Here is a 19,174-nt window from a genome sequence, read left to right as displayed (position 1 = left end):
CTCACGCGGTGATCGGTCGATGTCCTCCGAGCGCATGATCTGGGAGATCGAGGACGAGAAGGACGAGATCGAGGGCCTCGACGAGAACGGGCGCCCCGACCCGGCATACGCGGCAGCACTCGGCATGCTGTCGGCGCCCCTCGGTCGGCGTGCTCTCGCGCTGGTCATCGATGTCGCGGTCTGGCTCGTGCTGCAGCTGCCGTTGTGGCTGGGCACTGTTCCGCTGCTGCTCAAACTCGCCACCGGCTCGATCTCGCCGTACGGGCTCGTCAATCACCCCTCGTTCATCCTCGCGATCGTCACAGCGGCGGCGACGGTCGTCCTCACCCTCGTGGTCAGCATCGTCCAGCTCGTGATGCACGGACGGGGAGGCCGCACCATCGGCAAGGGGAGCCTCGGCATCCGCTCGGTCAACGTGCGCACCCTGGGACGCCCTGGTGTCGGCTGGGTGCTGCTGCGCTACCTGCTGATGGGCGCCTCGGGGATCGTGCCGCTGATCGGGCCGGTCCTGCTGCTCGCGTCCCCGACCTTCGATCCCGAGCGCCGAGGTCGCGGCCTGCACGACAAGGCGACGCATGTCTGGCTCGTCGACGTGCGCAAGGGGCTGAACCCCTACGATGACAAGCGCATGCGCGTGGCCCGCAAGCTCGTCAAGGCCGAACCCGCCCCCGAGCGGTCCTCGCTGCCGTCGCTCGCGACGCCGCAGGATCCGGCGGTGGCGCCCCAGTACCGGCCGGGCAGTCGGGTGAGCGCCGGTGTCATCGGCATCGCCCGTCCGCACACGCCCGACTCCCGCCCTGAGATCGGCGCGCCCGCGGCCGCCGCTCCGGCCGCGTCGGTGCCGGTCGAGGCCGGCAAACCGGTCATGGGCGGATATCGCCCAGCCGGTGAGAGCCCGACTGCGCCGGAACCCGGCCCGCAGCCGACTCCGGCTGCGCAGGAAGCCCGGGCGGCCGCGCAGGTCCCGAACCCGCAGCCGACCCCGCAGGCCGCTCGGCCGCAGCAGCCCGTGGCTGCAGCACCGCAGTCGGTCGTGTTCGGTCTGCGGCTGGACACCGGCGAGAGCATTCCGGTCGCGGCGCCCGTGCTGCTCGGACGCAATCCGGATGCCGCCGGGCACCCCGGCGCCCACACGGTCGCCCTCGAGGACGAGAGCAAGTCGCTGTCGAAGACCCATCTGCTCGTCCGCCCCGTGGAGGGCGGACTCGAGATCATGGACTGCGGATCGACGAACGGATCCGGTCTGGTCCGCGGCGGCACGGAGTACGAGGTCGTGGCCGGAGCACCGGTCGTGACGATCGAGGGCGACACGGTGCGGCTGGGCGACAGGCTCGCCGCGGTGATCCGGGTGTGATCGAGGGAGAACCATGAGACTGAAACTGACCCTGCACCGCCCGGTCGGCGATCCTGTCGACATCGTGATCACCACGGATTCCACGGCGACCGCCGCCGACGTCGCCCGCCACGTCGCCGAGGCCGATCCCACCCGTTCGGTCCCGGTCTCCGAGGGCGACGTGCTCACCCTCGCGGTCGCGCCGCCCACCGGTGAGCGACTCGTTCCGCTGCATCCGGAGATCCCGATCGGCGAGGCTCCGATCGGCTCCGGGTTCGCGGCATCCATCCTCAACCACGGCCCGGACTACACCGGAGCCGGCAAGCGCGAGATCGTCGGTGTTCTGCGGGCGACCGCCGGACCCCTGGCCGGACAGGAGTTCCCGATCTCATCGGGCCAGATGGTCATCGGACGAGATGCCGCCGGCGACGTCGTCCTGGCGGACCCGATGGTCTCCAAGCGCCACGCGCGACTCGAGGTCGGCCAGCATATCGAGGTCATCGACCTCAACTCCGCCAACGGCGTCCTCGTCGACGGCGTCGCCGTGCAGCGCATCCGGCTGGAGGACGGCACCCCGTTCGTCATCGGCGCCACGACGCTCGTTCCGCACCTGGCGCGCTCGTTCGACGGCACCGCCGCGGAGGAGCCCATCATCGAGCGCGGCGGCGGACTGCTGTTCAATCGCAGCCCGCGCGTCGAGGTGCGCTACCCCGGTACGGGTTTCAAGGCGCCGCGCATCCCGACCGAGAAGCTCGGCAAGATCTTCCCCTGGCCGATCCTCGTCGCGCCGATCCTCATGGGCATGGCGCTGTACGTGCTCAACGGCAACCCGCGCTCCCTGCTGATGATCGTCATGACGCCGCTGATGGCGCTCGGCAACATCATCAACCAGTCGCGCTCGGAGAAGAAGAGCTCGAACCACGAGTACATGCTCTTCGAACGCCAGTACGAGCAGCTCGAGGAGGACTTCTTCCGCGGCAAGCCGGAGGAGGAGGAAGCGCGCAACGCCGAGGCGCCGCCGGTCGCCGAGGTGTTCGATCACGCCATGCGGCTCGGGCCGATGCTGTGGACCAGGCGCCCCGAGCACTGGAACTTCCTGGGGGTGCGACTGGGCAGCTGCACGCTCCCGGCGCGCAACACGATCGCCGAGATGGACACCCCGGAGGGACTCCCGGAATTCCTCGAGCGGGTCGACCGGCTTCAGGAGCGCTACTCGGAGGTCGACGACGTGCCGGTCTTCGAACTGCTGGCGGATGCCGGATCCATCGGCATCGCCGGCCCCCAGGGGCTCGCCGCGGACGCCATGCGCGGCATCGCCGTTCAGCTGTTCGGCCTGCACGCCCCGAACGACGTCGTGGCCGTCGCCTTCGCGGACTCGGCATGGACGGCCGAGTTGGACTGGCTCAAGTGGATGCCGCATACCTCCAGCGAGAAGAGCCCGTTCCGCGACGTCGCCCTCGCCGACTCGGCCCCGACGGGAGCAGCGCTGCTGAGCATGCTGGAGGACTACGTCCAGCGCGAGGCGTCCGGCGGCGCGGAGAGCCGGGAGCCGCGCGGGCCGTTCAAGGACGAGTGGAACCCGCTGCTCTACGGCACCGATGTGTCGAGGGCGGCCGGCGACCACAAGAGGACCCCCGCAGTATCGGTCATCGTCTTCGTCAGCAGCGATGCGCCCGTTGACCGAGGGCGTCTCACCGACGTGCTCGACCGCGGCGCGGACCACGGCGTGCACGCCGTGTTCGTCTCGCCGACCGTGGAATCGCTCCCGGCCGTGTGCCGCAGCTACATCGACGTGACGAACGGACTGGAGTCCGCTCGGGTGGGGCTCGTCCGCACCGGCGACACGTTCGACGACACCAGGGTCGAGGGCGTCTCCAACGCCTACATGCACATGCTCGCGCGGCGCATGGCCCCCGTCGTCGACGCCAGCACCGTGGTGCACGACGCGTCCGACATCCCCAGCACAGTGGGATTCCTGCAGCTCGTGGATCCGGCGATCGCCGAGGACCCGAAGGTCGTCGTCGAACGCTGGCGGCAGAACAACACGATCGTCGACCGGTCCCCGACACCTCGCCCGCGGCTGAAGAAGGCCGGCAACCTGCGCGCGATCATCGGACAGGGCGCCAGCGACGCGATGGCCCTCGACCTGCGCACGCACGGTCCGCACGCCCTCGTCGGCGGAACGACCGGCGCCGGAAAGTCCGAGTTCCTGCAGGCGTGGGTGCTCGGAATGGCCGCAGCGCACAGTCCGGACCGGGTGACGTTCCTGTTCGTCGACTACAAGGGCGGATCCGCGTTCGCCGACTGCGTCGAGCTGCCGCACTGCGTGGGTCTGGTCACCGACCTGAGCCCGCACCTCGTGCGCCGCGCGCTCACCAGTCTGCGAGCCGAACTGCAGCACCGGGAGCACCTGCTCAACCGCAAGAAGGCGAAAGACCTGCTCGAGCTGGAGAAGCGCCAGGATCCGGAGTGCCCTCCGGCCCTCGTCCTGGTCATCGACGAGTTCGCGGCCCTCGCCTCCGAGATGCCCGAGTTCGTCGACGGGGTCGTCGACATCGCACAGCGCGGCCGCTCGCTCGGCATCCACCTCATCATGGCGACGCAGCGTCCAGCCGGCGTCATCAAGGACAACCTGCGCGCGAACACCAACCTGCGCATCGCTCTGCGCATGGCCGATGAAGCCGACTCCCGCGACGTCGTCGACGATCCGGTGGCATCGACCTTCCCGGCGTCGATCCCCGGCCGGGCGATCGCGAAGACCGGGCCCGGACGGCTCGTGCCGTTCCAGTCCGCATACGCGGGCGGATGGACGACGGAGGACGAAGGCGCTGCCGTCGAGGTCCGCGTGTCCGAGTTGCGCTTCGGGGCCAGTGCGGAGTGGGAGCCAGAGCGGCCCGCCGAGGCGGAGACGCATGAAGAGGACCTCGGGCCCAACGATCAGAAGCGGATCGTCTCGACGCTCATCCGGGCCAGCGACGTCGCGGGGCTCCAGGCGCCGCGACGGCCATGGCTCGACGATCTCGCCCCGGTCGTGGAGCTCGCGGACCTGCCCAACGACGGCGACACCCGCATCCCTCTCGCCCTCATGGATGTGCCAGAGAAGCAGATGCAGGAGCCCGCGGTGTTCGTACCGGACCGCGACGGCTCGCTGGTGGTCTACGGCACCTCCGGCTCGGGCAAGTCCACGGTGCTGAAGACCATCGCGACCGCAGCCGGGATGCAGCCGGATCGCGGCCGCGTCCAGGTGTACTGCCTGGACTTCGCATCCGGAGCCCTAGGATCGCTCGCCGACCTGCCGCATGTCGGCTCCGTCGTCGACGGCGCGGATGCCGAGCGCATCCAGCGCCTGTTCCGGACCCTCGATCGCGAGATGGACCGCCGCGCGGCCTCGTTCTCGGCGGCGAGCGCGGCGACCGTGCAGGAGTACCGGGAGATCGCGGACCCGAACATGCCGCGCATCCTGCTGCTCATGGACAACTTCCCCGAGTTCAAGAAGGACTGGGAGTACGCACCAGGACGTGCGCCGTTCTACCGGACCTTCATGCGCATCCTCGGCGAGGGGCGAACGCTCGGCGTGCACATGGTCATCACGGCCGATCGCGGCAACGCGGTCCCCAGCGCCGTCGCCTCCAACATCTCCCGCCGAGTGGTGCTGCGCCTGGGCGACCCCGGCCAGTACATGCTGCTCAACGCCCCGCGCGACATCCTCGACGAGCAGTCGGCGCCGGGACGCGCCATCATCGACGGCCACGAAGCGCAGATCGCGGTCCTCGGCGGCACGCCGAACGTGGTGGAGCAGACGAAGGCGCTCACCGCCCTGGCCAAGACCCTCCGAGCGGAGGGCGCGCGCGACCTCCCGGAGATCGGCGCCCTGCCGACCATGGTGCCCGTCACGGACATGCCGGCGATGGTCGACGGGATGCCCGTCTTCGGCATCGCCGACGACACGCTCGCTCCGCGCGGCTTCGAGCCCATCGGTTCGTTCGTCATCTCCGGACCGCCTGCATCCGGGCGCACGAACGCGCTCAAGGCGCTGGTCGTGGCGATGGAGCGGTTCGATCCGAATGTGCGGATGTACCACTTCGGCAACCGTCGCTCGCAGCTGAAGGACTTCCGCCCGTGGGTGCGCAGCGCGATCAAGCCGGAGGAGGAGAAGGAACTCGCCGAGCAGTTGACCGAGCTGGTCACCAGCGACACGACCGAGGGTCGCATCATGATCGTCATCGAGGACATCCCGCACCTCGCCGACGGCCCTGCCGACCGGCAGATGCGGACGCTGCTGCAGGCGATGAACAACAGCGACCACCTGCTGATCGCCGACGCCGAGATCAGCCGTGCCAGCGGAAGCATCGGTGTGCTCGGCGAATGGAAGACGGGGCGTCAGGGCATCATCCTCAAGCCGGACACGTACGACGGCGAATCGATCTTCAAGACGGCCTTCAGCCGGATCAAGAGAAGCGACTTCCCGGTGGGGCGCGGCATCTTCGTGCAGGCGGGCCGCCTGGTCACGATGCAGATGCCGTTCGTCCCCGACGCGCCGCCGGTGGGCAGGACTGACATGGGTACCGCTCCCCGTTTGCGTGAGCGGGTTCGTTGACTAACCTCATTCAGGAGGCCGCAGGGGCCTGACGAGGGCCACACCGGCCGGAATACCACGAACGCGGAGGGCAGTTCTCATGGCACATGACTTTGGTGCAACATACAGCGAGATGGAAGACGCGGCACAGCGTCTGCGCGACGGACGCACGTCGATCGGTGACGCGCTGAAGGACCTCCAGGGAGTCATCGACGACCTGGTCCAGGACGGCTTCAAGACCGAGAACGCGTCGGAGCAGTACTCCACCGCATACAACGACCTGACCACCTCGCTGGACGACGCCACCGAGGCCGTCAACGACATGGCGACGGCGCTGGACCAGATGGCGGACAAGATCCGCGACACCGACCAGCTCTGATCGGTCGCACCGAAGGCCGTGGGGCCAGTTCGACAGGACTGACTCCACGGCCTTCGTCGTTCCCCCAGACCGCGCAGACGCTACGAATAGAATCGGGATCATGACCGGACAGCAGAGCTACTGGTACAACCTGTCGACCCAGACCGTGGTGCGCGCCGACGAGCGCCCCTCCGAGGACACGATCGGCCCGTTCGCCACGGCCGCCGAGGCCGAGGACTCGCCTGCGGTGCTGCTCGAGCACGCGCGGGCGTGGCTCGAGAGCGAGGAGAGCGAACCGTTCCGGGCGATGGCCGAGGAGAGCGGCGAAGACACCGACTACGCGTGACGGCCGGGGAATGAGGGGGAGACGCCGCGTCGCGGCACTGACTGCGCTCGCGCTCGCCGCGGGGCTGACGGCCTGCGCGCCGGCCATGCCGGAGTCGGTGATCCCCGGAACGGAGGTCGTCGTCGGGTGGACGGGGTCGTTGACCTCGACCAATGCGGCCGCATCCCCGACGAGCGGCAACACCGACATCGCCGCGCTGACGCGAGCGCGTTTCGGCGACGTGATCGACGGCGACTTCGTCGCGGATGAGAGCTTCGGCACCGTGACGATCCTCGAGGAGGAGCCGTTCACCGTGCGCTACGATCTCGCCGAGCCGGCGTGGTCGGACAGCATCCCGCTCGATGCCGCGGACCTGCTGCTGGGCTGGGCGGGAGCCGCGGGGTACTTCCTGCCCGATGAGGCATCGGTCCCGGATGTCCCGATCCCGGTCGCGGATGAGTTCGCACGGTCGATCGACGTGACCTATGCGCAGCCGGTGAGCGACTGGCAGAGCTTCGTGACTGTTCCGGTGCCCGCCCATGTGCTGGGCGAGCGCGCATTGGGCATCGACGATCCGATGGAGGCCAAGCAGGCGGTCATCACCGCGATCCGCACGGGCGATGACAGCGCCCTCGAGAAGTTGCGGTCCGCCTGGAACGAGGGGTTCGAGATCGGCGAGGGCGCCGTCGCCAGCGAACTCCTCCTCTCGAGCGGACCGTTCGTCGTCGCCGCTGATGGTGCGGATGCCGACGGAGCAGTCGAGCTCGTCCCGAACTCCGAGTTCCGCGGAGCGGTCACCCCCCAGGTCGCGCGCATCGAGCTGACGCCGCCCGGTGAGGATCCGCTCGCCGCTGTCGGCGAGCAGGTGGATGCCGTTCAGGTGCGTCCGGTCGCCGCGAACCGCGATGCCATCCGCGAGCTCGAACGCAAGGACTTCACCGTGCAGACGACGAACGACGGCACGCTCTGGTCGATGCTCCTTCGGCCGAACGGCGTGTTCAGCGACGTGCGTGCGCGGACGTCGTTCATGCACTCCGCCCCGGCACGCGACCTCATGGACGCCGGTGCAGGGGTGTGGGCGACCGCATACGCCCCGAGCACGTCGATGACCGCGATACCGAACTCGCGCGCCTACGACATCGTCAACGAGGACTCCGGATTCGCCCAGACGCTCGGCGCGACCAACGCTGATCCGGTGGCGGAGCGGGCGGCGGCTGGCCTCCCCTCCGGCACGCGCGTGTGCGTGCTCTACGACCGGGGCAGCGAGTTCGCGAGAGGCGCCTTCAGCGCGCTGCGGACGGCCGCGGGGGAGGCAGGGTGGCGCGTTGCGGACTGCGGCAGCGACGACCTGCAAGCAGCACTCGAGAAGCGCGACTGGGATGCGGTGATCATGCGGGTGCCGATCCCGCAGTCGCCGGCGGATATCGCGGCTCAGTGGAGCACCGGGGGTGCCGCGTCGATCACCGGGCAGACCGACCCCGCGCGGGATGAACTGATCGCGCAGTTCGCACAGACCACGGATGTCTACGAGGCGCGTGAGATCCATGCGCAGATCGAGGCGACGATCGTGCGCGCAGCGGTCGCTCTGCCGATCGCTGCGAACCCCGTCGTCACGATCACGGACCGCAACCTGTCCGGTGTCTCGGTTCGTGGCGGGGCGACGGCGCCGTTGATGTCGGATGCTGCCCAATGGGCGGTCGTGCCGTGAGTGCTCCTCAGGTCGATCCGTGGGGTGTTCTCCCCATCGCGAGGGTATCCGCGGGGCCTCTAATCTCTTCAATGGAGGTTGTGCCGTGGGAATGATGTTGCCGAATGAGCTGATCTGGGTCATGGAGAAGCTCGGGTTCGATTGGCCCGATATCGATGAGGACGAAGTCCGCAAGGGCGCGGTTCTCGTGCGCAATCTCGGGACGGATCTGGAGTCTGTGGTGCAGTCGGTGGACCGGAAGATGAACGGCGATCTCGCGGCGGCGATGCGGGGGCAGACCGGCCCGGCGACGGTGAGCGCCTGGAACACGAACCGTTCGTCGAATCTGCAGAAGCTCATCGACATCATGCCTCCGGCGGCGACGGCGATGGATGTCGGCGCTGAGGCGATTCTGGCGCTGAAGATGAAGGTGATCTTCGACGTCACCACCACGATGATCACGTTGGTGGCGATGCTGACGAATCCGATCAGCGCACTCGGTGCCGGCCCGATGCTCATCATCAAGAAGAAGCTGCTCAACGCGGCGGTGGACATCGCCGTGGAGCAACTGCTCGAGCAGCTTCTGCCGATGGCGATCGAGCCGATGTCGGAGCAGCTGCCCGCGGTGATCGACGCGATCCTGGACGCTCCGATGGTCGAGGCCGCTGCGGGTGACTCAGACGAGTTCTATGCGGACCTGCAGGCTCTGGAGGACGCCCAGTCGGCAATGAAGATTCACGGGGCGGATATCTCGACGCTGACGTCGAATTTCTTCATGGAGTTCTCCGCTCTGGACTTCGGGGGGGACGACTGATGAGTTCTATCAAGCCGGTGATCCGTGAGCTCAAGCAGGCTGTCCTGAACGGTATGGGAAAGACCAAGGACAACCTCCATCACTTGGCGGACAACATCGTCCGTCACGTCGATGACTTCGCGTTGCGGGTCAGGGGGATCGACAAATACGAGCCCAAGCACAAGAGCCCGGTCCAGCGTGACTGGCGAGGCAACTGGAACATCGATCGAAACGCGCAACAGGATCTCATCGATCGCAAGGCCAACGGCGAGACGTTGCCTGATCCTGACCGCATGCTGCCGGAGCGCTATCGCAGCGAACATCTGGCCCAGTTCGACAACGGCGGATCCCGCATCCAGTCGAAGTCGGGATACGACGCATATGGTCCATTCCGATCCGACGGCGACAACCAGACCTTCCTCATGCCGACCGACCAGGTTCAGCACGTTCTCGACAACGCGAACGGCGACATCAGTCTCATCGAATCCCAGCTCGGGTTGAACCCGGGAGACCTGCAGGCCCCGCTCGTGCACGTGGAATTCCCGACGCTCACGTCCGCCGATGTGCACATGCCGAGCGGTAACGAGACCGGGGCGAACAGCAGCTGGCTTCCGTTCGGGCATCTCCCGACGGGAGTATCAGAGGCCGTGCATGCCGACAGCGGACTCCCTCAGGTCGTCCATGACATCCCGCTCAAGTGATGTCGGGGCGCACGACTACTCTGAAAGGGCTGGCGGCGCGGCATCGCCGCGTGCCAGCGTTCTGAAAGGCATGACACCATGACTGAACCGTCTGATTTCGCCGCTGTGCGCGAGCGGCTGCGGCTGCAGGTATTCGACGCCACTGAATTGGGCATCCTCGAGCTGTCGATTCCGGCCGAGGAGAGGCCGCGGGTCCAGTTCGTGGCCGCGGAGCTCTACGTCGGTCTTCGGAACGGTGACGAAGGATTCGTGACTGTCGAACAGGCAGACGCGTGGAACGTGCCGTTCACCGATGCGCTGAAGGCGGCGTTCGACTCGGTGCCTCCGCTCGAGATCGGTGACGCCCGTGAGGTGATGGAGGTCACTGACGAACAGCAGGTCGCGGCGCTCTTCCTCGATCCGTCGCGCGCTGCGCCGCTGGCGGTCATCGGCGACCTGGCGATCGTGCCGCTGGCTCAGACACGAATGATCCTCACTGGTACGGACGACGAACGCGGATTCGCGCAGGCTCTCACCGTGGCCGACGAACTGCTGGCAGACGGAAGCCGTCTGGCGAGTATCCACCCGGTCGGGGACAAGAACGGTCAATGGTTCCCCTTCCCGTGGCGCGATCGATTCCCGGCGCTGGCGGATGCGATCAGTCGCATCACACGCGAGTTCGGCGTGCGCGGATACAAAGAGCAGGCCGGTGCGCTCAACGCCGGTGACGTGCGAGTGCTCGAGCCGAAGCTCGACAAACTCGAGTCGGGCGTCACCGTGACATTCGCCACCTGGCTCAGCGGCACCGCAGCGTTGCTGCCGGTTGTCGACAACGTGTTCGTCGTCAGCGCCGAGGGAAAGATCGGTGTGATGGGTTTCGCACAGTTCATCGAGCAGGCCGGGAGCGCCGTGGTCCGCACGGAGCTGGCACCCATCCGGTACTACATACCCGAGACTCTCCGGCTCGACGCGGCGTGATTTTCCGACGGAACCAGCCGGCGTGACGCGACGATGTGCGAGGTGCTCTCAGCGCGGATGAGGCCATCGCCTGATGGGGAGATCACCCCATCGCGTGCGGCACGATGCTGTCAGTAGCGTCGCTGACGGAGGTGCCGACGTGGGAATGATGCTGCCGAACGAGCTGATCTGGGTCATGGACAAGCTCGGACTGGAATGGCCCGATATCGATGAGGACGAGGTCCGGAAGGCCGCACAGCTGGTGCGCACGTATCGCGACGACATGGAGACGCTCGTCCAGGCGGCCGATCGCCGCATCAACGGCGACATCGCAGCGTCGATGAGAGGGAACATCGGCACCGGCCACGTCGCCGCGTGGAATCGCAACCGTTCCGGGAACGTCCAGCAGCTGCTCGATATCCTGGGCCCGGCGTCGACCGGCATCGACATCGCCGCAGACATCGTCCTCGCGCTCAAGGTCAAGGTGATCGTCGAGGTCACGCTCACGCTCGCCCAGCTCGTCCCCCTTCTCGCGGCCGGGCCGTTCGGCGCCGGCGGAGCGGCCCTTCTGATCCTCGCCCGTAAGAAGCTGTTCTCGATGGCGATGGAGGCCACTCTCGAGCAGGTGATCAACCAGGTGCTGCCGCTGGCGCTCGACCCGCTGGCCGAGCAGGTGCCCGGGCTCGTGCTCCGACTGCTCGAGGCGCCGGTGGTGGAAGACAACATCGGCGACGTCGACGAGTTCTACGCCGACCTCCAGGCGCTCGACCAGGCCGCCGACGACATGGACGCGCACGCCGCGGACGTCGAGGACCTGACCGACCGCCTTCTCGCCGACCTAGCCAACCTGCAGATCTCAGGAGACTGATCATGCAACTGAAAAGGCTGATGAAGGACCTCGTCGATGCCGTCGACGGAGCGGGGCGCGAGTTCAAGACAGGTTTCGCCGGAGCTTTCCGCAAGCGCGGCGGCCGGCATCGTGCGGATGCCGATCGCGTGCGCGGCACGGACCGCAGCGGTGCGGCCAGCGTGCCTCGTCATCGTGCTGAGAAGCCGACTTCGCACGCGAAGAAGTACGACATCCTCACCGACGTCTCCCGCGGCATCGAGACACATGGACACGTGCCCCGTCACGCCGAGCCGGACTACAACCTCGTACAGGACCTTGGCCGGTCGGTGGGCAAGAGCATCCGCGACATCCCCGGAGACATCGTCGACGAGGTCAAGGGCGTACCGAAGAAGGTGCCGGGTCAGCTCGTCGAGGAGCTCTACGAGGATGCCATCGGGCAGGACGACCCCGACAAGTACGGCCGGCAGGACGGCGACATGCGCTTCCTCGCGCCGGCGAGCGAGGCGAGCGACCTGAGCCGACTCGGCCAGAGCGACCTCGAGACGCGATTCGGGCTGGAATCGGGAGCACTCGACGGCGCCACCGTGGAGATCGAGGAGATCCCGGACTCGCGCTTCGTCAGCGTGAAGGTCGACCACCCCGGGCGCGACTGAAGCCTTCGGGCAGATCCACCCGGGAAGCAGTACCCATCGTCATCTCGGTGATCGTTGCCTACAGTCGTGTGCAGGAGGGGGTGCCACCGTGGGAATGATGTTGCCGAATGAGCTTGTCTGGGTGATGGAGAAGCTGGGATTCGACTGGCCGGATATCGATGAGGATGAGGTTCGCAAGGGCGCGACTCTGGTCCGCAATCTCGGGACCGATCTGGAGTCGGTCGTCCAGGCGGTCGACCGCAAGATCAACGGTGATCTGGGTGCGGCGATGCGAGGGCAGACCGGACCCGCGACGCTGAGCGCCTGGAACACCAATCGTTCGCAGAACCTGCAGAAGCTGATCGACATCATGCCGCCCGCGTCGACGGCGATGGATGTGGGTGCCGAGGTGATCCTCGGGTTGAAGATGAAGGTGATCTTCGATGTCACGACGACGATGATCGCCCTGGTGGGAATGCTGACGAATCCGATCACCGCGATGGGCGCGGGGCCGATGCTCCTGATCAAGAAGAAGCTCCTGAACGCTGCGGTCGACATCGTGGTGGAGCAGTTGATCGAGCAGCTCGCGCCGATGGTGATCGAGCCGATGGCCGAGCAGCTGCCGGCGGTCATCGACGCGATCCTGGATGCGCCGATGGTGGAGAGCGCGGTCGGCGACACAGATGAGTTCTACGCGGATCTGCAGGCGCTCGAGGATGCGCAGACGGAGATGAAGCTTCACGGCGCGGACATCTCGACGCTGACATCGAACTTCTTCACGGAGTTCTCCGCTCTCGACTTCGGAGGAGACGACTGATGAGCAAGGCCGCACGCGAGGTCATGCGCAAGGTGAAGAACTCGGTCGACGACGCCGGTGGCGATCTCAACCGCAGGCTCGCACAGCTCACCGACCGGATCAACGAGCATCTCGACAGCGTCGTGAAGAAGGTGCGCGACACCGACAACTTCGACAGCATCGACACGACGCGTGGCAGGAACTCGAAGACGACGCACTTCGATCCCGACAGCAGGCGGCCGGTGCAGGAGAACGGCACCATCCTCGACGACTTCGGCAGCAGCGACCGCGGCGACAACGCGACCGCGATCGGGCAGCTCGGCCGGGACGGCGATGACGGCGGTCATCTCGGTGGTCATCGCTTCTTCGGGGACACGCCCGACGAGGGAATCGTGCCACAGGCCGCGAACCTCAATCGCGGGGCGTGGAAGAAGATGGAGAACGAGTGGGCGGACTGGACGGCAGAGGGCTGCCGGGTCGACTACCGCATCTCCGTCGACCCTCCGGGCGCCGTGCGGCCTGATAGGTTTCAGGTGGCGTACGTGGTGTCAGATCCTTCGACCGGTGAGATTCTCGAGACGCGCAGCCCGTCCTTCGATAACATCTCCGGCGAGACGTTCGACCGCATCAACCGCCGCTGAACCCCGTCGAAAGGAACCTCGTGTCAGAGAACGTGACCGCCGATCTTCTCCACGCCCTGGTGGACAACCTGGACGGACCGGACATCGATCGGGAGGGCTGGGCGTCGATGTCCATGATCCTCGAGTTCCCCGAAGGCGCATTCAACGAGGCGCACGGGTACCTGTACTCCCCGGACGGCACGATCTCCGCAGTGGCGGCGGACGCGTGGGCGGTCAAGCCGGCGGTGGACGCGTACCTGGCGAGCTACTTCAAGGATGGAGACGCGTTGCCGGTGCAGGTGCTCGTGCAACTGGACCGCACCAACGGGAAGTACAACGTGACGTTCGAGGACACCGATGAGACGCGGTGGAAGATGACCCCGCGGAACCGCAAGGTTTTCCGCGAGGAACTCCGACCGAAGTTCGACTGACGGCCTCCGCTCTCCTGCGCCCGAACCGGGCTTGACGCGCATCCGGCTCTCCCCGTGGCAAGATATTCGCCGAGGGGGTCGACACGTGACCGAGCTGAATCCTGCCTTGACGGTGGAAGAGGGCCACAGGCCGAAGACGAAGGAAGCTGCGCCACCGTTGCGCCTCGAGTTCGCGGGGGAGTGGCACGAGCTGCCGTCGGACAGGCCGTTCATCATCGGACGCGAGGGCGACCTCGAGATCGACGACAACCCGTACCTGCACCGGCACTTCCTCGAGCTGCAGCATCATGACGGGCTGTGGTGGCTGGCCAACGTCGGGGTGCGCCTTGCGGCGACGGTATCCAGTGCGGGTGGTGCCGTGCAGTCGTGGCTCTCGCCCGGTGCGCGCATGCCGCTCGTGTTCGAGCGCAACGTGATCGTGTTCACAGCCGGACCCGTCACCTACGAGCTCAGCCTGCACACCGAAGAGGCGCCCTACGAGGTCTCCAGCCAGGTCGAGGCGTCGATGAGCGGCGAGACGACCGTGATGCCCGTGAGCTTCACCACCATGCAGAAGCAGCTGATCGTCGCTCTCGCCGAACCGATGCTGCGCCGGGAGGGCGTCAGCATGAACGAGCTGCCGTCGTCGAGCGATGCGGCGAAGCGCCTCGGCTGGAGCATGAGCAAGTTCAACCGCAAGCTCGACAACGTGTGCGACAAGCTCGACCGCATGGGAGTGCAGGGCCTGCGCGGCGGGCCCGGCAAGCTCGCCACCAACCGACGCGCCCGTCTCGTCGAGTACGCCGTCACGTCGCAGGTCGTCACGCGCGCCGATTTGCCGCTCCTCGACGACGAGGCGCTGCGGAGTCAGAGCGACGCGGACGACTGATCGGAACGTTTGGGTTGTGCTGCGGGCATGGGCACTCATGCCCATGCCCGCGCGTGCGTGACCGCCCTAGTCTGTGAGCGACAGTGAGCGGTGTGTGATCACGGGAGGGCAGCATGGCCGATGTCGAGATCTTCCGCGCAGAGCTGACGGCGGCCTCCCAAGCTGCTCAGACTGCCACCGGAGACTTGACGATGCAGGCGGCCGATCTGCAGTCGGAGGATGCCGGCGTCGAGAACCCCGACTCGCGGGCGACTCTGCGTTTGGAGCTGCACCGACGACTGAGCGCATTGCACACGGAGGCGCTGAAGCGCGCGATCTCCGGGGCGGAGCTGTCCGCGACGACGCGCGCCATAGCGGACAGTTTCACGCAACTCGATGAAGAGTTGACGGGACCTGAGACGCCGTGACGAGCGCGGGTTCGGGCCGGCTCTCGGTGCCTGTGCGCATCGAGGGCGACGCGGGGACGATGTCGTGGTGGGGCATGCAGCTGACACGGGTCGCCGATCGCCTCGACGACCTGCACACAGCCGCAGTGCTCGCGAAGAACCTGCCGGGCGCGGGAGTGCGGGTGACCTCGGCGCGCGGCGACGCTGAGGCGCTGCTCGACGCACTCACCGCAGACATCAGTGAGGCGACGCTGCTCGGGATGGTTCTGCAGGAGTACGCCGATGCATACGAGCGGTACGCGCAACCGGCGAACGCTCTGATCGACGACATCGAGGTCGCCCATGGCGAATGGGCGCAGAGCAGCGCAGCCGCCGACGACGCCGCGACCCTCGCTCTGTCGACCGTCGGCAGCGAGTGGGACGGTCTCGCCGCGCTGACGCAGAACAACGCGACCGAGGCGGCCCAGACCCGCGACCTCGCCTGGCAGCGGCTGTCGAGCCTCATCGCCGAGCACGGGGAGTACTTCGCCCAGTGGTCGTCTGCGTACGACGCCGCGCTCGCCGCGCTCGCCTCCGCGGGCTCGGCCGGAATGACTCCCGAGGCGCGTGCCGTCTTCGAGCGTCTCATCGGTACCACTGACCCCGCCCACGTACGCGCACTGTGGAACGAGCATCCGGAGATGCATCCCGAGTTGATCGCGGCGCATCCCGACCTCCTCGGCAATCTCGACGGCATCCCCTACGACGTTCGGAGCACGCTGAACCGTGGTCGTCTCGACGCGATGCTCGCCACAGAGCCGGACGGCGACAGGCGCGAGGAGCTCGAGGCCATCAGGCGGGCACTCGAGACGGAGGGATCTCCGCCCCCGAGCCTGATCTCGTTCGACCCCGACGGCTCGGAACAGGTCACCGCCGCGATCGCGCACGGCGACCTCGCGACGGCTTCCGAGATCAACACGCTCGTCCCCGGCATGAACGGGAACGTCGGCGACATGCATGCATGGGGCGAGTCGGCCAGAGCGCTCAACCGCGCTGCGGGCGATGGAACGGCCACCGTGGTCTGGTTCGGATACGACACCCCGAACCTCCTCGAGGAGCCGGGCATGGGGCGTGCGCAGGATGGCGCCGCCGCGTTGGGCTCCTACCTGCGAGGGCTGAGCGCGCTGTCGCCGGCAGCCGACATCAACGTGATCGCCCACTCCTACGGCAGCACGACCGCCGCTCTCGCGATCGGTTCATCGTCCGACGGACTCGGCGTCACCAGCCTCATCGCCGTCGGCTCGGCCGGCTTCCCGAACGACGACGCGGTGATCGCGAACCTCACCGACGGCGACCCTCCTCGCGTCTACGCGACCGTTTCCGAGGACGACGCGGTCGCCCGCATCGGGCGGGGAACCGCCATCGGCCACTCGGTGTCGCCCGAGCGGCTGACCGACGTGACCGTTTTCGACAGCGACGGCGGCGTTGACAGCGACGGGCGGCCGCTTCCTGCCGCCACCGGGCACGGTGCGCTCGGCGCCGGCGCGTACCTCGAGCCAGGAAGCGAGTCGTTCTACAACGTGGCTGAGATCGTCCGGACGGGCGAGCCGGGTACGGAGCGCGACGGCGAGGGAAGCGAGCGCGGCTTCTGGGACGAGGGCAACTGGTGGATCAGCGATGAGTATGCTTTCGTGGACCTCTGAGCGGACGGTGGACAGATGCGCGGTGCATTCCGAGGCGGAGTGATTGCGGCCCTGGTCGCAGGAATGGCGGTTGTGATGACGGGCTGCGGGTCTGCGGCGCCGACGGGTGACGCCCTGTACCGGGATGGCGAGGCACGTTACGTCGAGTATGCGACGGTGATGCACTCGGTGATCATGGCGATCCACGAGGGGGAGTGGACGGTGGAGTCCTACGGCGCATCGCCGATCGCCTGCCGGATCGACGGAGGCGCCGACCGCGGGTACGCGTTCTCCTGGGTGCGCACGCTCGCCATGGACGGGGTCGATGCGGATGCCGTCGCAGCGGACGCCTCATCCGCTTTCGAGAGCGCGGGGATGGAGCCCTCGACGACCGTTCTCGGCGAGGGCGAGAACCGTGAGATCAACGTCATCGCCACCGACGCGACGGTCGGTCGCGGCGTGGTGACCGTGCGGCCGGCGCGCGGCCTGGTGGAGGTATCGGCGACAACCGGATGCTTCCCCGGCGATGCGGGTGACCTGTCCGACATGGTGTTCGATGGTCTTATCTACACGGGTGCCGCGCAGCGGTTCCCGGCGTTCGAAGGGCCGGACTGGCAACCGCGGTTCTACTTCCCGCAGGACGGCAGCCCGATCTACCGCAACGAGGACGGCACGCCGGTGACGCCGCAGCCGGCCGACACCGATCTCCCGGTCGCGCCGTACGACGCCTGAGTCGGCTCAGCGCGCGGCGTCGGCGAGGTGCCGTGCGTGGTGGCCGAGCACCTTCACCATGATGCCGCGGCTGCGGAGGGCCGCAGCGGTGCGGGTCTCCTCGTCGCGGTCGCGTCCGAGCGCGTGCACGTTCGCGACGACGACTACGTCACCGCGCTGGAGGGTGTCGAGCAGACGGGTGACGCGGTCCTCCCAGCTTTCGAGGATGTCGGGGGCCGGGTGCCGGAATCCCTCGATCGGCACCCCGAAGCGGGTGAGGTCGTCGCGCTGCTCGGTGACGGACGGCATCCCGTCACGGGCCACCACCAGGCCGACCAGGCGCGTTCCCTCCGGGCGTGCTGACCACCAGCCGTGGTCGTCGTTCGCCAGGCACTTGGGACACTCCGCCGCCGCGTGCGGAAGGTGCAGCGGGCTCGTCAGTGCAGCATCCACTGTCTCGTTCACATCGCTCATCGCCGAACCTCCAGGATCCATTCTGCCCTGATTCCGCGGCGTCAGAGCACCCCGAGTGCGCGCACCGTGTCGCGCTCGTCCACGAGCTCCGCCACGGACGCGTCGATGCGCCCACGGGCCCACTCATCCAACTCGAGGCCCTCGACGATCTGCCACTGACCGTCGACCGATCGAACGGGGAAGGACGACACCAGCCCCTCGGGGACGCCGTATTCGCCGCGGGAGACGACGCCGGCACTGGTCCAATCGGAAGTGCCGGCCACCCAGTCGCGCGTGTGCTCGATCGTCGCGTTCGCGGCGGATGCCACCGACGACGAGCCGCGCACCTCGATGATCTCCGCGCCCCGCTTCGCGACCCGCGGGATGAACGTCCCTTCCAGCCAGGTCCGCACGTCGCCTACTCGCTCGGCGAGCGCGTCGAGGACGGGCCGCCCCTCGACGGTCGCGTGGGTCACGTCGGGGAACTGGGTCGCCGAGTGATTGCCCCAGATCGGGACGCGCCGGATGCTGGCGACCGGAGCATCCAGAACTGCGGCGAGTTGCGCGCGCGCCCGGTTCTCGTCGAGGCGGGTCAGGGCCGAGAATCGGTCGGCCGGCACTCCGTCGGCGGATGCCGCGGCGATCAGCGCATTGGTGTTGGCGGGGTTCCCCACCACCGTCACGCGCACGTCCGAGGCGGCACGGTCGGCGATCGCCCTCCCCTGCGGGCCGAAGATCCCGGCGTTGGCGGCGAGGAGGTCGCCTCGTTCCATCCCCGGGCCCCGCGGCCGAGCGCCGACCAGCAGGGCGACGTTGCAGCCGTCGAACCCGGTCGCCGCGTCATCGGTCACCTCGACGCTCTCGAGCAGATCGAACGCGCCGTCCTGCAGTTCGAGAGCCGCGCCCTCGGCGCCCTTGAGTCCCTGCGGGATCTCGAGCAGCCGCAGCCGCACCTTCTCGCCGTGGCCGAGCATGTCGCCGGCGGCGATGCGGAACAGCAGCGCGTATCCGATCTGTCCGCCAGCACCCGTGATCGTGATCGTGGTAGCCATACGCC

19 protein-coding genes are annotated in these 19,174 nt (G+C 67.7%); 17 read left to right on the top strand and 2 right to left on the bottom strand.

What is annotated here, in order from left to right; all coding sequences use genetic code 11:
• Window positions 1-19: 19 nt before the first annotated feature.
• The 17 genes from LQZ87_RS01335 to LQZ87_RS01255 all read left to right on the top strand — a co-directional run bounded on the left by LQZ87_RS01335 (window position 20) and on the right by LQZ87_RS01255 (window position 17,685).
• Entirely contained in the window at window positions 20-1,354 is a 1,335-nt protein-coding gene (locus LQZ87_RS01335; protein ID WP_230101636.1) for an RDD family protein, read from the top strand.
• Between the two features lie 13 nt (window positions 1,355-1,367).
• Window positions 1,368-5,930 carry an FtsK/SpoIIIE domain-containing protein gene (locus LQZ87_RS01330; RefSeq protein ID WP_230101635.1) on the top strand — a complete coding sequence of 1,521 codons (4,563 nt, stop codon included), beginning with the start codon at window positions 1,368-1,370 and terminating at the stop codon, window positions 5,928-5,930.
• Window positions 5,931-6,009: 79 nt separating this feature from the next.
• A complete protein-coding gene (locus LQZ87_RS01325) occupies window positions 6,010-6,288 on the top strand; it encodes a WXG100 family type VII secretion target (protein ID WP_250646152.1) in 279 nt (92 codons plus the stop codon).
• Window positions 6,289-6,388: 100 nt separating this feature from the next.
• On the top strand, window positions 6,389-6,613 hold the full coding sequence (locus LQZ87_RS01320; RefSeq protein WP_230101634.1) for a hypothetical protein: 225 nt from the start codon (window positions 6,389-6,391) through the stop codon (window positions 6,611-6,613).
• Window positions 6,614-6,623: 10 nt separating this feature from the next.
• Window positions 6,624-8,300, top strand: coding sequence for a hypothetical protein (locus LQZ87_RS01315; protein WP_230101633.1), 1,677 nt, complete (start codon window positions 6,624-6,626; stop codon window positions 8,298-8,300).
• Between the two features lie 91 nt (window positions 8,301-8,391).
• Window positions 8,392-9,093, top strand: coding sequence for a hypothetical protein (locus LQZ87_RS01310; RefSeq protein WP_230101632.1), 702 nt, complete (start codon window positions 8,392-8,394; stop codon window positions 9,091-9,093).
• Window positions 9,093-9,773: a hypothetical protein gene (locus LQZ87_RS01305; protein WP_230101631.1), complete on the top strand. Its 681-nt coding sequence runs from the start codon at window positions 9,093-9,095 to the stop codon at window positions 9,771-9,773. Before LQZ87_RS01310 ends, LQZ87_RS01305 begins: the two co-directional genes overlap by 1 nt.
• 78 nt (window positions 9,774-9,851) lie before the next feature.
• Window positions 9,852-10,730, top strand: coding sequence for a hypothetical protein (locus LQZ87_RS01300; protein ID WP_230101630.1), 879 nt, complete (start codon window positions 9,852-9,854; stop codon window positions 10,728-10,730).
• A gap of 145 nt (window positions 10,731-10,875) precedes the next feature.
• Complete coding sequence (locus LQZ87_RS01295) at window positions 10,876-11,577, top strand: hypothetical protein (protein WP_230101925.1); 702 nt, start codon at window positions 10,876-10,878, stop codon at window positions 11,575-11,577.
• Between the two features lie 2 nt (window positions 11,578-11,579).
• Window positions 11,580-12,212, top strand: coding sequence for a hypothetical protein (locus LQZ87_RS01290; RefSeq protein ID WP_230101629.1), 633 nt, complete (start codon window positions 11,580-11,582; stop codon window positions 12,210-12,212).
• A gap of 124 nt (window positions 12,213-12,336) precedes the next feature.
• Complete coding sequence (locus tag LQZ87_RS01285) at window positions 12,337-13,008, top strand: hypothetical protein (RefSeq protein ID WP_230101924.1); 672 nt, start codon at window positions 12,337-12,339, stop codon at window positions 13,006-13,008.
• Window positions 13,008-13,628, top strand: a complete 621-nt coding sequence (locus tag LQZ87_RS01280) for a DNA/RNA non-specific endonuclease (protein ID WP_230101628.1) — start codon at window positions 13,008-13,010, stop codon at window positions 13,626-13,628. Before LQZ87_RS01285 ends, LQZ87_RS01280 begins: the two co-directional genes overlap by 1 nt.
• A gap of 20 nt (window positions 13,629-13,648) precedes the next feature.
• A complete protein-coding gene (locus LQZ87_RS01275; RefSeq protein WP_230101627.1) occupies window positions 13,649-14,038 on the top strand; it encodes a hypothetical protein in 390 nt (129 codons plus the stop codon).
• 157 nt (window positions 14,039-14,195) lie between these two features.
• Entirely contained in the window at window positions 14,196-14,906 is a 711-nt protein-coding gene (locus LQZ87_RS01270; protein ID WP_230101923.1) for a hypothetical protein, read from the top strand.
• A 113-nt stretch (window positions 14,907-15,019) separates the two neighbouring features.
• Window positions 15,020-15,313 carry a hypothetical protein gene (locus tag LQZ87_RS01265; RefSeq protein WP_230101626.1) on the top strand — a complete coding sequence of 98 codons (294 nt, stop codon included), beginning with the start codon at window positions 15,020-15,022 and terminating at the stop codon, window positions 15,311-15,313.
• Window positions 15,310-16,974 (top strand): alpha/beta hydrolase, encoded by a 1,665-nt coding sequence (locus LQZ87_RS01260; protein ID WP_230101625.1) that lies wholly within the window; start codon window positions 15,310-15,312, stop codon window positions 16,972-16,974. The genes LQZ87_RS01265 and LQZ87_RS01260 overlap by 4 nt, the downstream gene beginning before the upstream one ends.
• 15 nt (window positions 16,975-16,989) lie before the next feature.
• Window positions 16,990-17,685, top strand: a complete 696-nt coding sequence (locus LQZ87_RS01255) for a hypothetical protein (RefSeq protein ID WP_230101624.1) — start codon at window positions 16,990-16,992, stop codon at window positions 17,683-17,685.
• A 6-nt stretch (window positions 17,686-17,691) separates the two neighbouring features.
• Here the strand turns inward: LQZ87_RS01255 and LQZ87_RS01250 are convergent, their stop codons facing one another.
• Window positions 17,692-18,138, bottom strand: a complete 447-nt coding sequence (locus tag LQZ87_RS01250) for a dehydrogenase (RefSeq protein ID WP_230101623.1) — start codon at window positions 18,136-18,138, stop codon at window positions 17,692-17,694.
• Between the two features lie 41 nt (window positions 18,139-18,179).
• Window positions 18,180-19,169, bottom strand: coding sequence for a malate dehydrogenase (locus LQZ87_RS01245; protein ID WP_230101622.1), 990 nt, complete (start codon window positions 19,167-19,169; stop codon window positions 18,180-18,182).
• Between the last annotated feature and the right edge of the window lie 5 nt (window positions 19,170-19,174).

The organism is Microbacterium sp. Bi121 (assembly GCF_918698005.1).
Classification (GTDB): Bacteria; Actinomycetota; Actinomycetes; order Actinomycetales; family Microbacteriaceae; genus Microbacterium.
Note: the sequence above shows the minus strand (reverse complement) of the source record. Positions and strands in the feature narration are given on the sequence as shown.

Excerpts from the sequence above, each read along its gene's own strand:
- LQZ87_RS01335 (WP_230101636.1), top strand. The coding sequence starts at position 20 with ATGTCCTCCGAGCGCATGATCTGGGAGATCGAGGACGAGAAGGACGAG.
- LQZ87_RS01330 (WP_230101635.1), top strand. The coding sequence starts at position 1,368 with ATGAGACTGAAACTGACCCTGCACCGCCCGGTCGGCGATCCTGTCGAC.
- LQZ87_RS01325 (WP_250646152.1), top strand. The coding sequence starts at position 6,010 with ATGGCACATGACTTTGGTGCAACATACAGCGAGATGGAAGACGCGGCA.
- LQZ87_RS01320 (WP_230101634.1), top strand. The coding sequence starts at position 6,389 with ATGACCGGACAGCAGAGCTACTGGTACAACCTGTCGACCCAGACCGTG.
- LQZ87_RS01315 (WP_230101633.1), top strand. The coding sequence starts at position 6,624 with ATGAGGGGGAGACGCCGCGTCGCGGCACTGACTGCGCTCGCGCTCGCC.
- LQZ87_RS01310 (WP_230101632.1), top strand. The coding sequence starts at position 8,392 with ATGATGTTGCCGAATGAGCTGATCTGGGTCATGGAGAAGCTCGGGTTC.
- LQZ87_RS01305 (WP_230101631.1), top strand. The coding sequence starts at position 9,093 with ATGAGTTCTATCAAGCCGGTGATCCGTGAGCTCAAGCAGGCTGTCCTG.
- LQZ87_RS01300 (WP_230101630.1), top strand. The coding sequence starts at position 9,852 with ATGACTGAACCGTCTGATTTCGCCGCTGTGCGCGAGCGGCTGCGGCTG.
- LQZ87_RS01295 (WP_230101925.1), top strand. The coding sequence starts at position 10,876 with ATGATGCTGCCGAACGAGCTGATCTGGGTCATGGACAAGCTCGGACTG.
- LQZ87_RS01290 (WP_230101629.1), top strand. The coding sequence starts at position 11,580 with ATGCAACTGAAAAGGCTGATGAAGGACCTCGTCGATGCCGTCGACGGA.
- LQZ87_RS01285 (WP_230101924.1), top strand. The coding sequence starts at position 12,337 with ATGGAGAAGCTGGGATTCGACTGGCCGGATATCGATGAGGATGAGGTT.
- LQZ87_RS01280 (WP_230101628.1), top strand. The coding sequence starts at position 13,008 with ATGAGCAAGGCCGCACGCGAGGTCATGCGCAAGGTGAAGAACTCGGTC.
- LQZ87_RS01265 (WP_230101626.1), top strand. The coding sequence starts at position 15,020 with ATGGCCGATGTCGAGATCTTCCGCGCAGAGCTGACGGCGGCCTCCCAA.
- LQZ87_RS01255 (WP_230101624.1), top strand. The coding sequence starts at position 16,990 with ATGCGCGGTGCATTCCGAGGCGGAGTGATTGCGGCCCTGGTCGCAGGA.
- LQZ87_RS01250 (WP_230101623.1), bottom strand. The coding sequence starts at position 18,138 with ATGAGCGATGTGAACGAGACAGTGGATGCTGCACTGACGAGCCCGCTG.
- LQZ87_RS01245 (WP_230101622.1), bottom strand. The coding sequence starts at position 19,169 with ATGGCTACCACGATCACGATCACGGGTGCTGGCGGACAGATCGGATAC.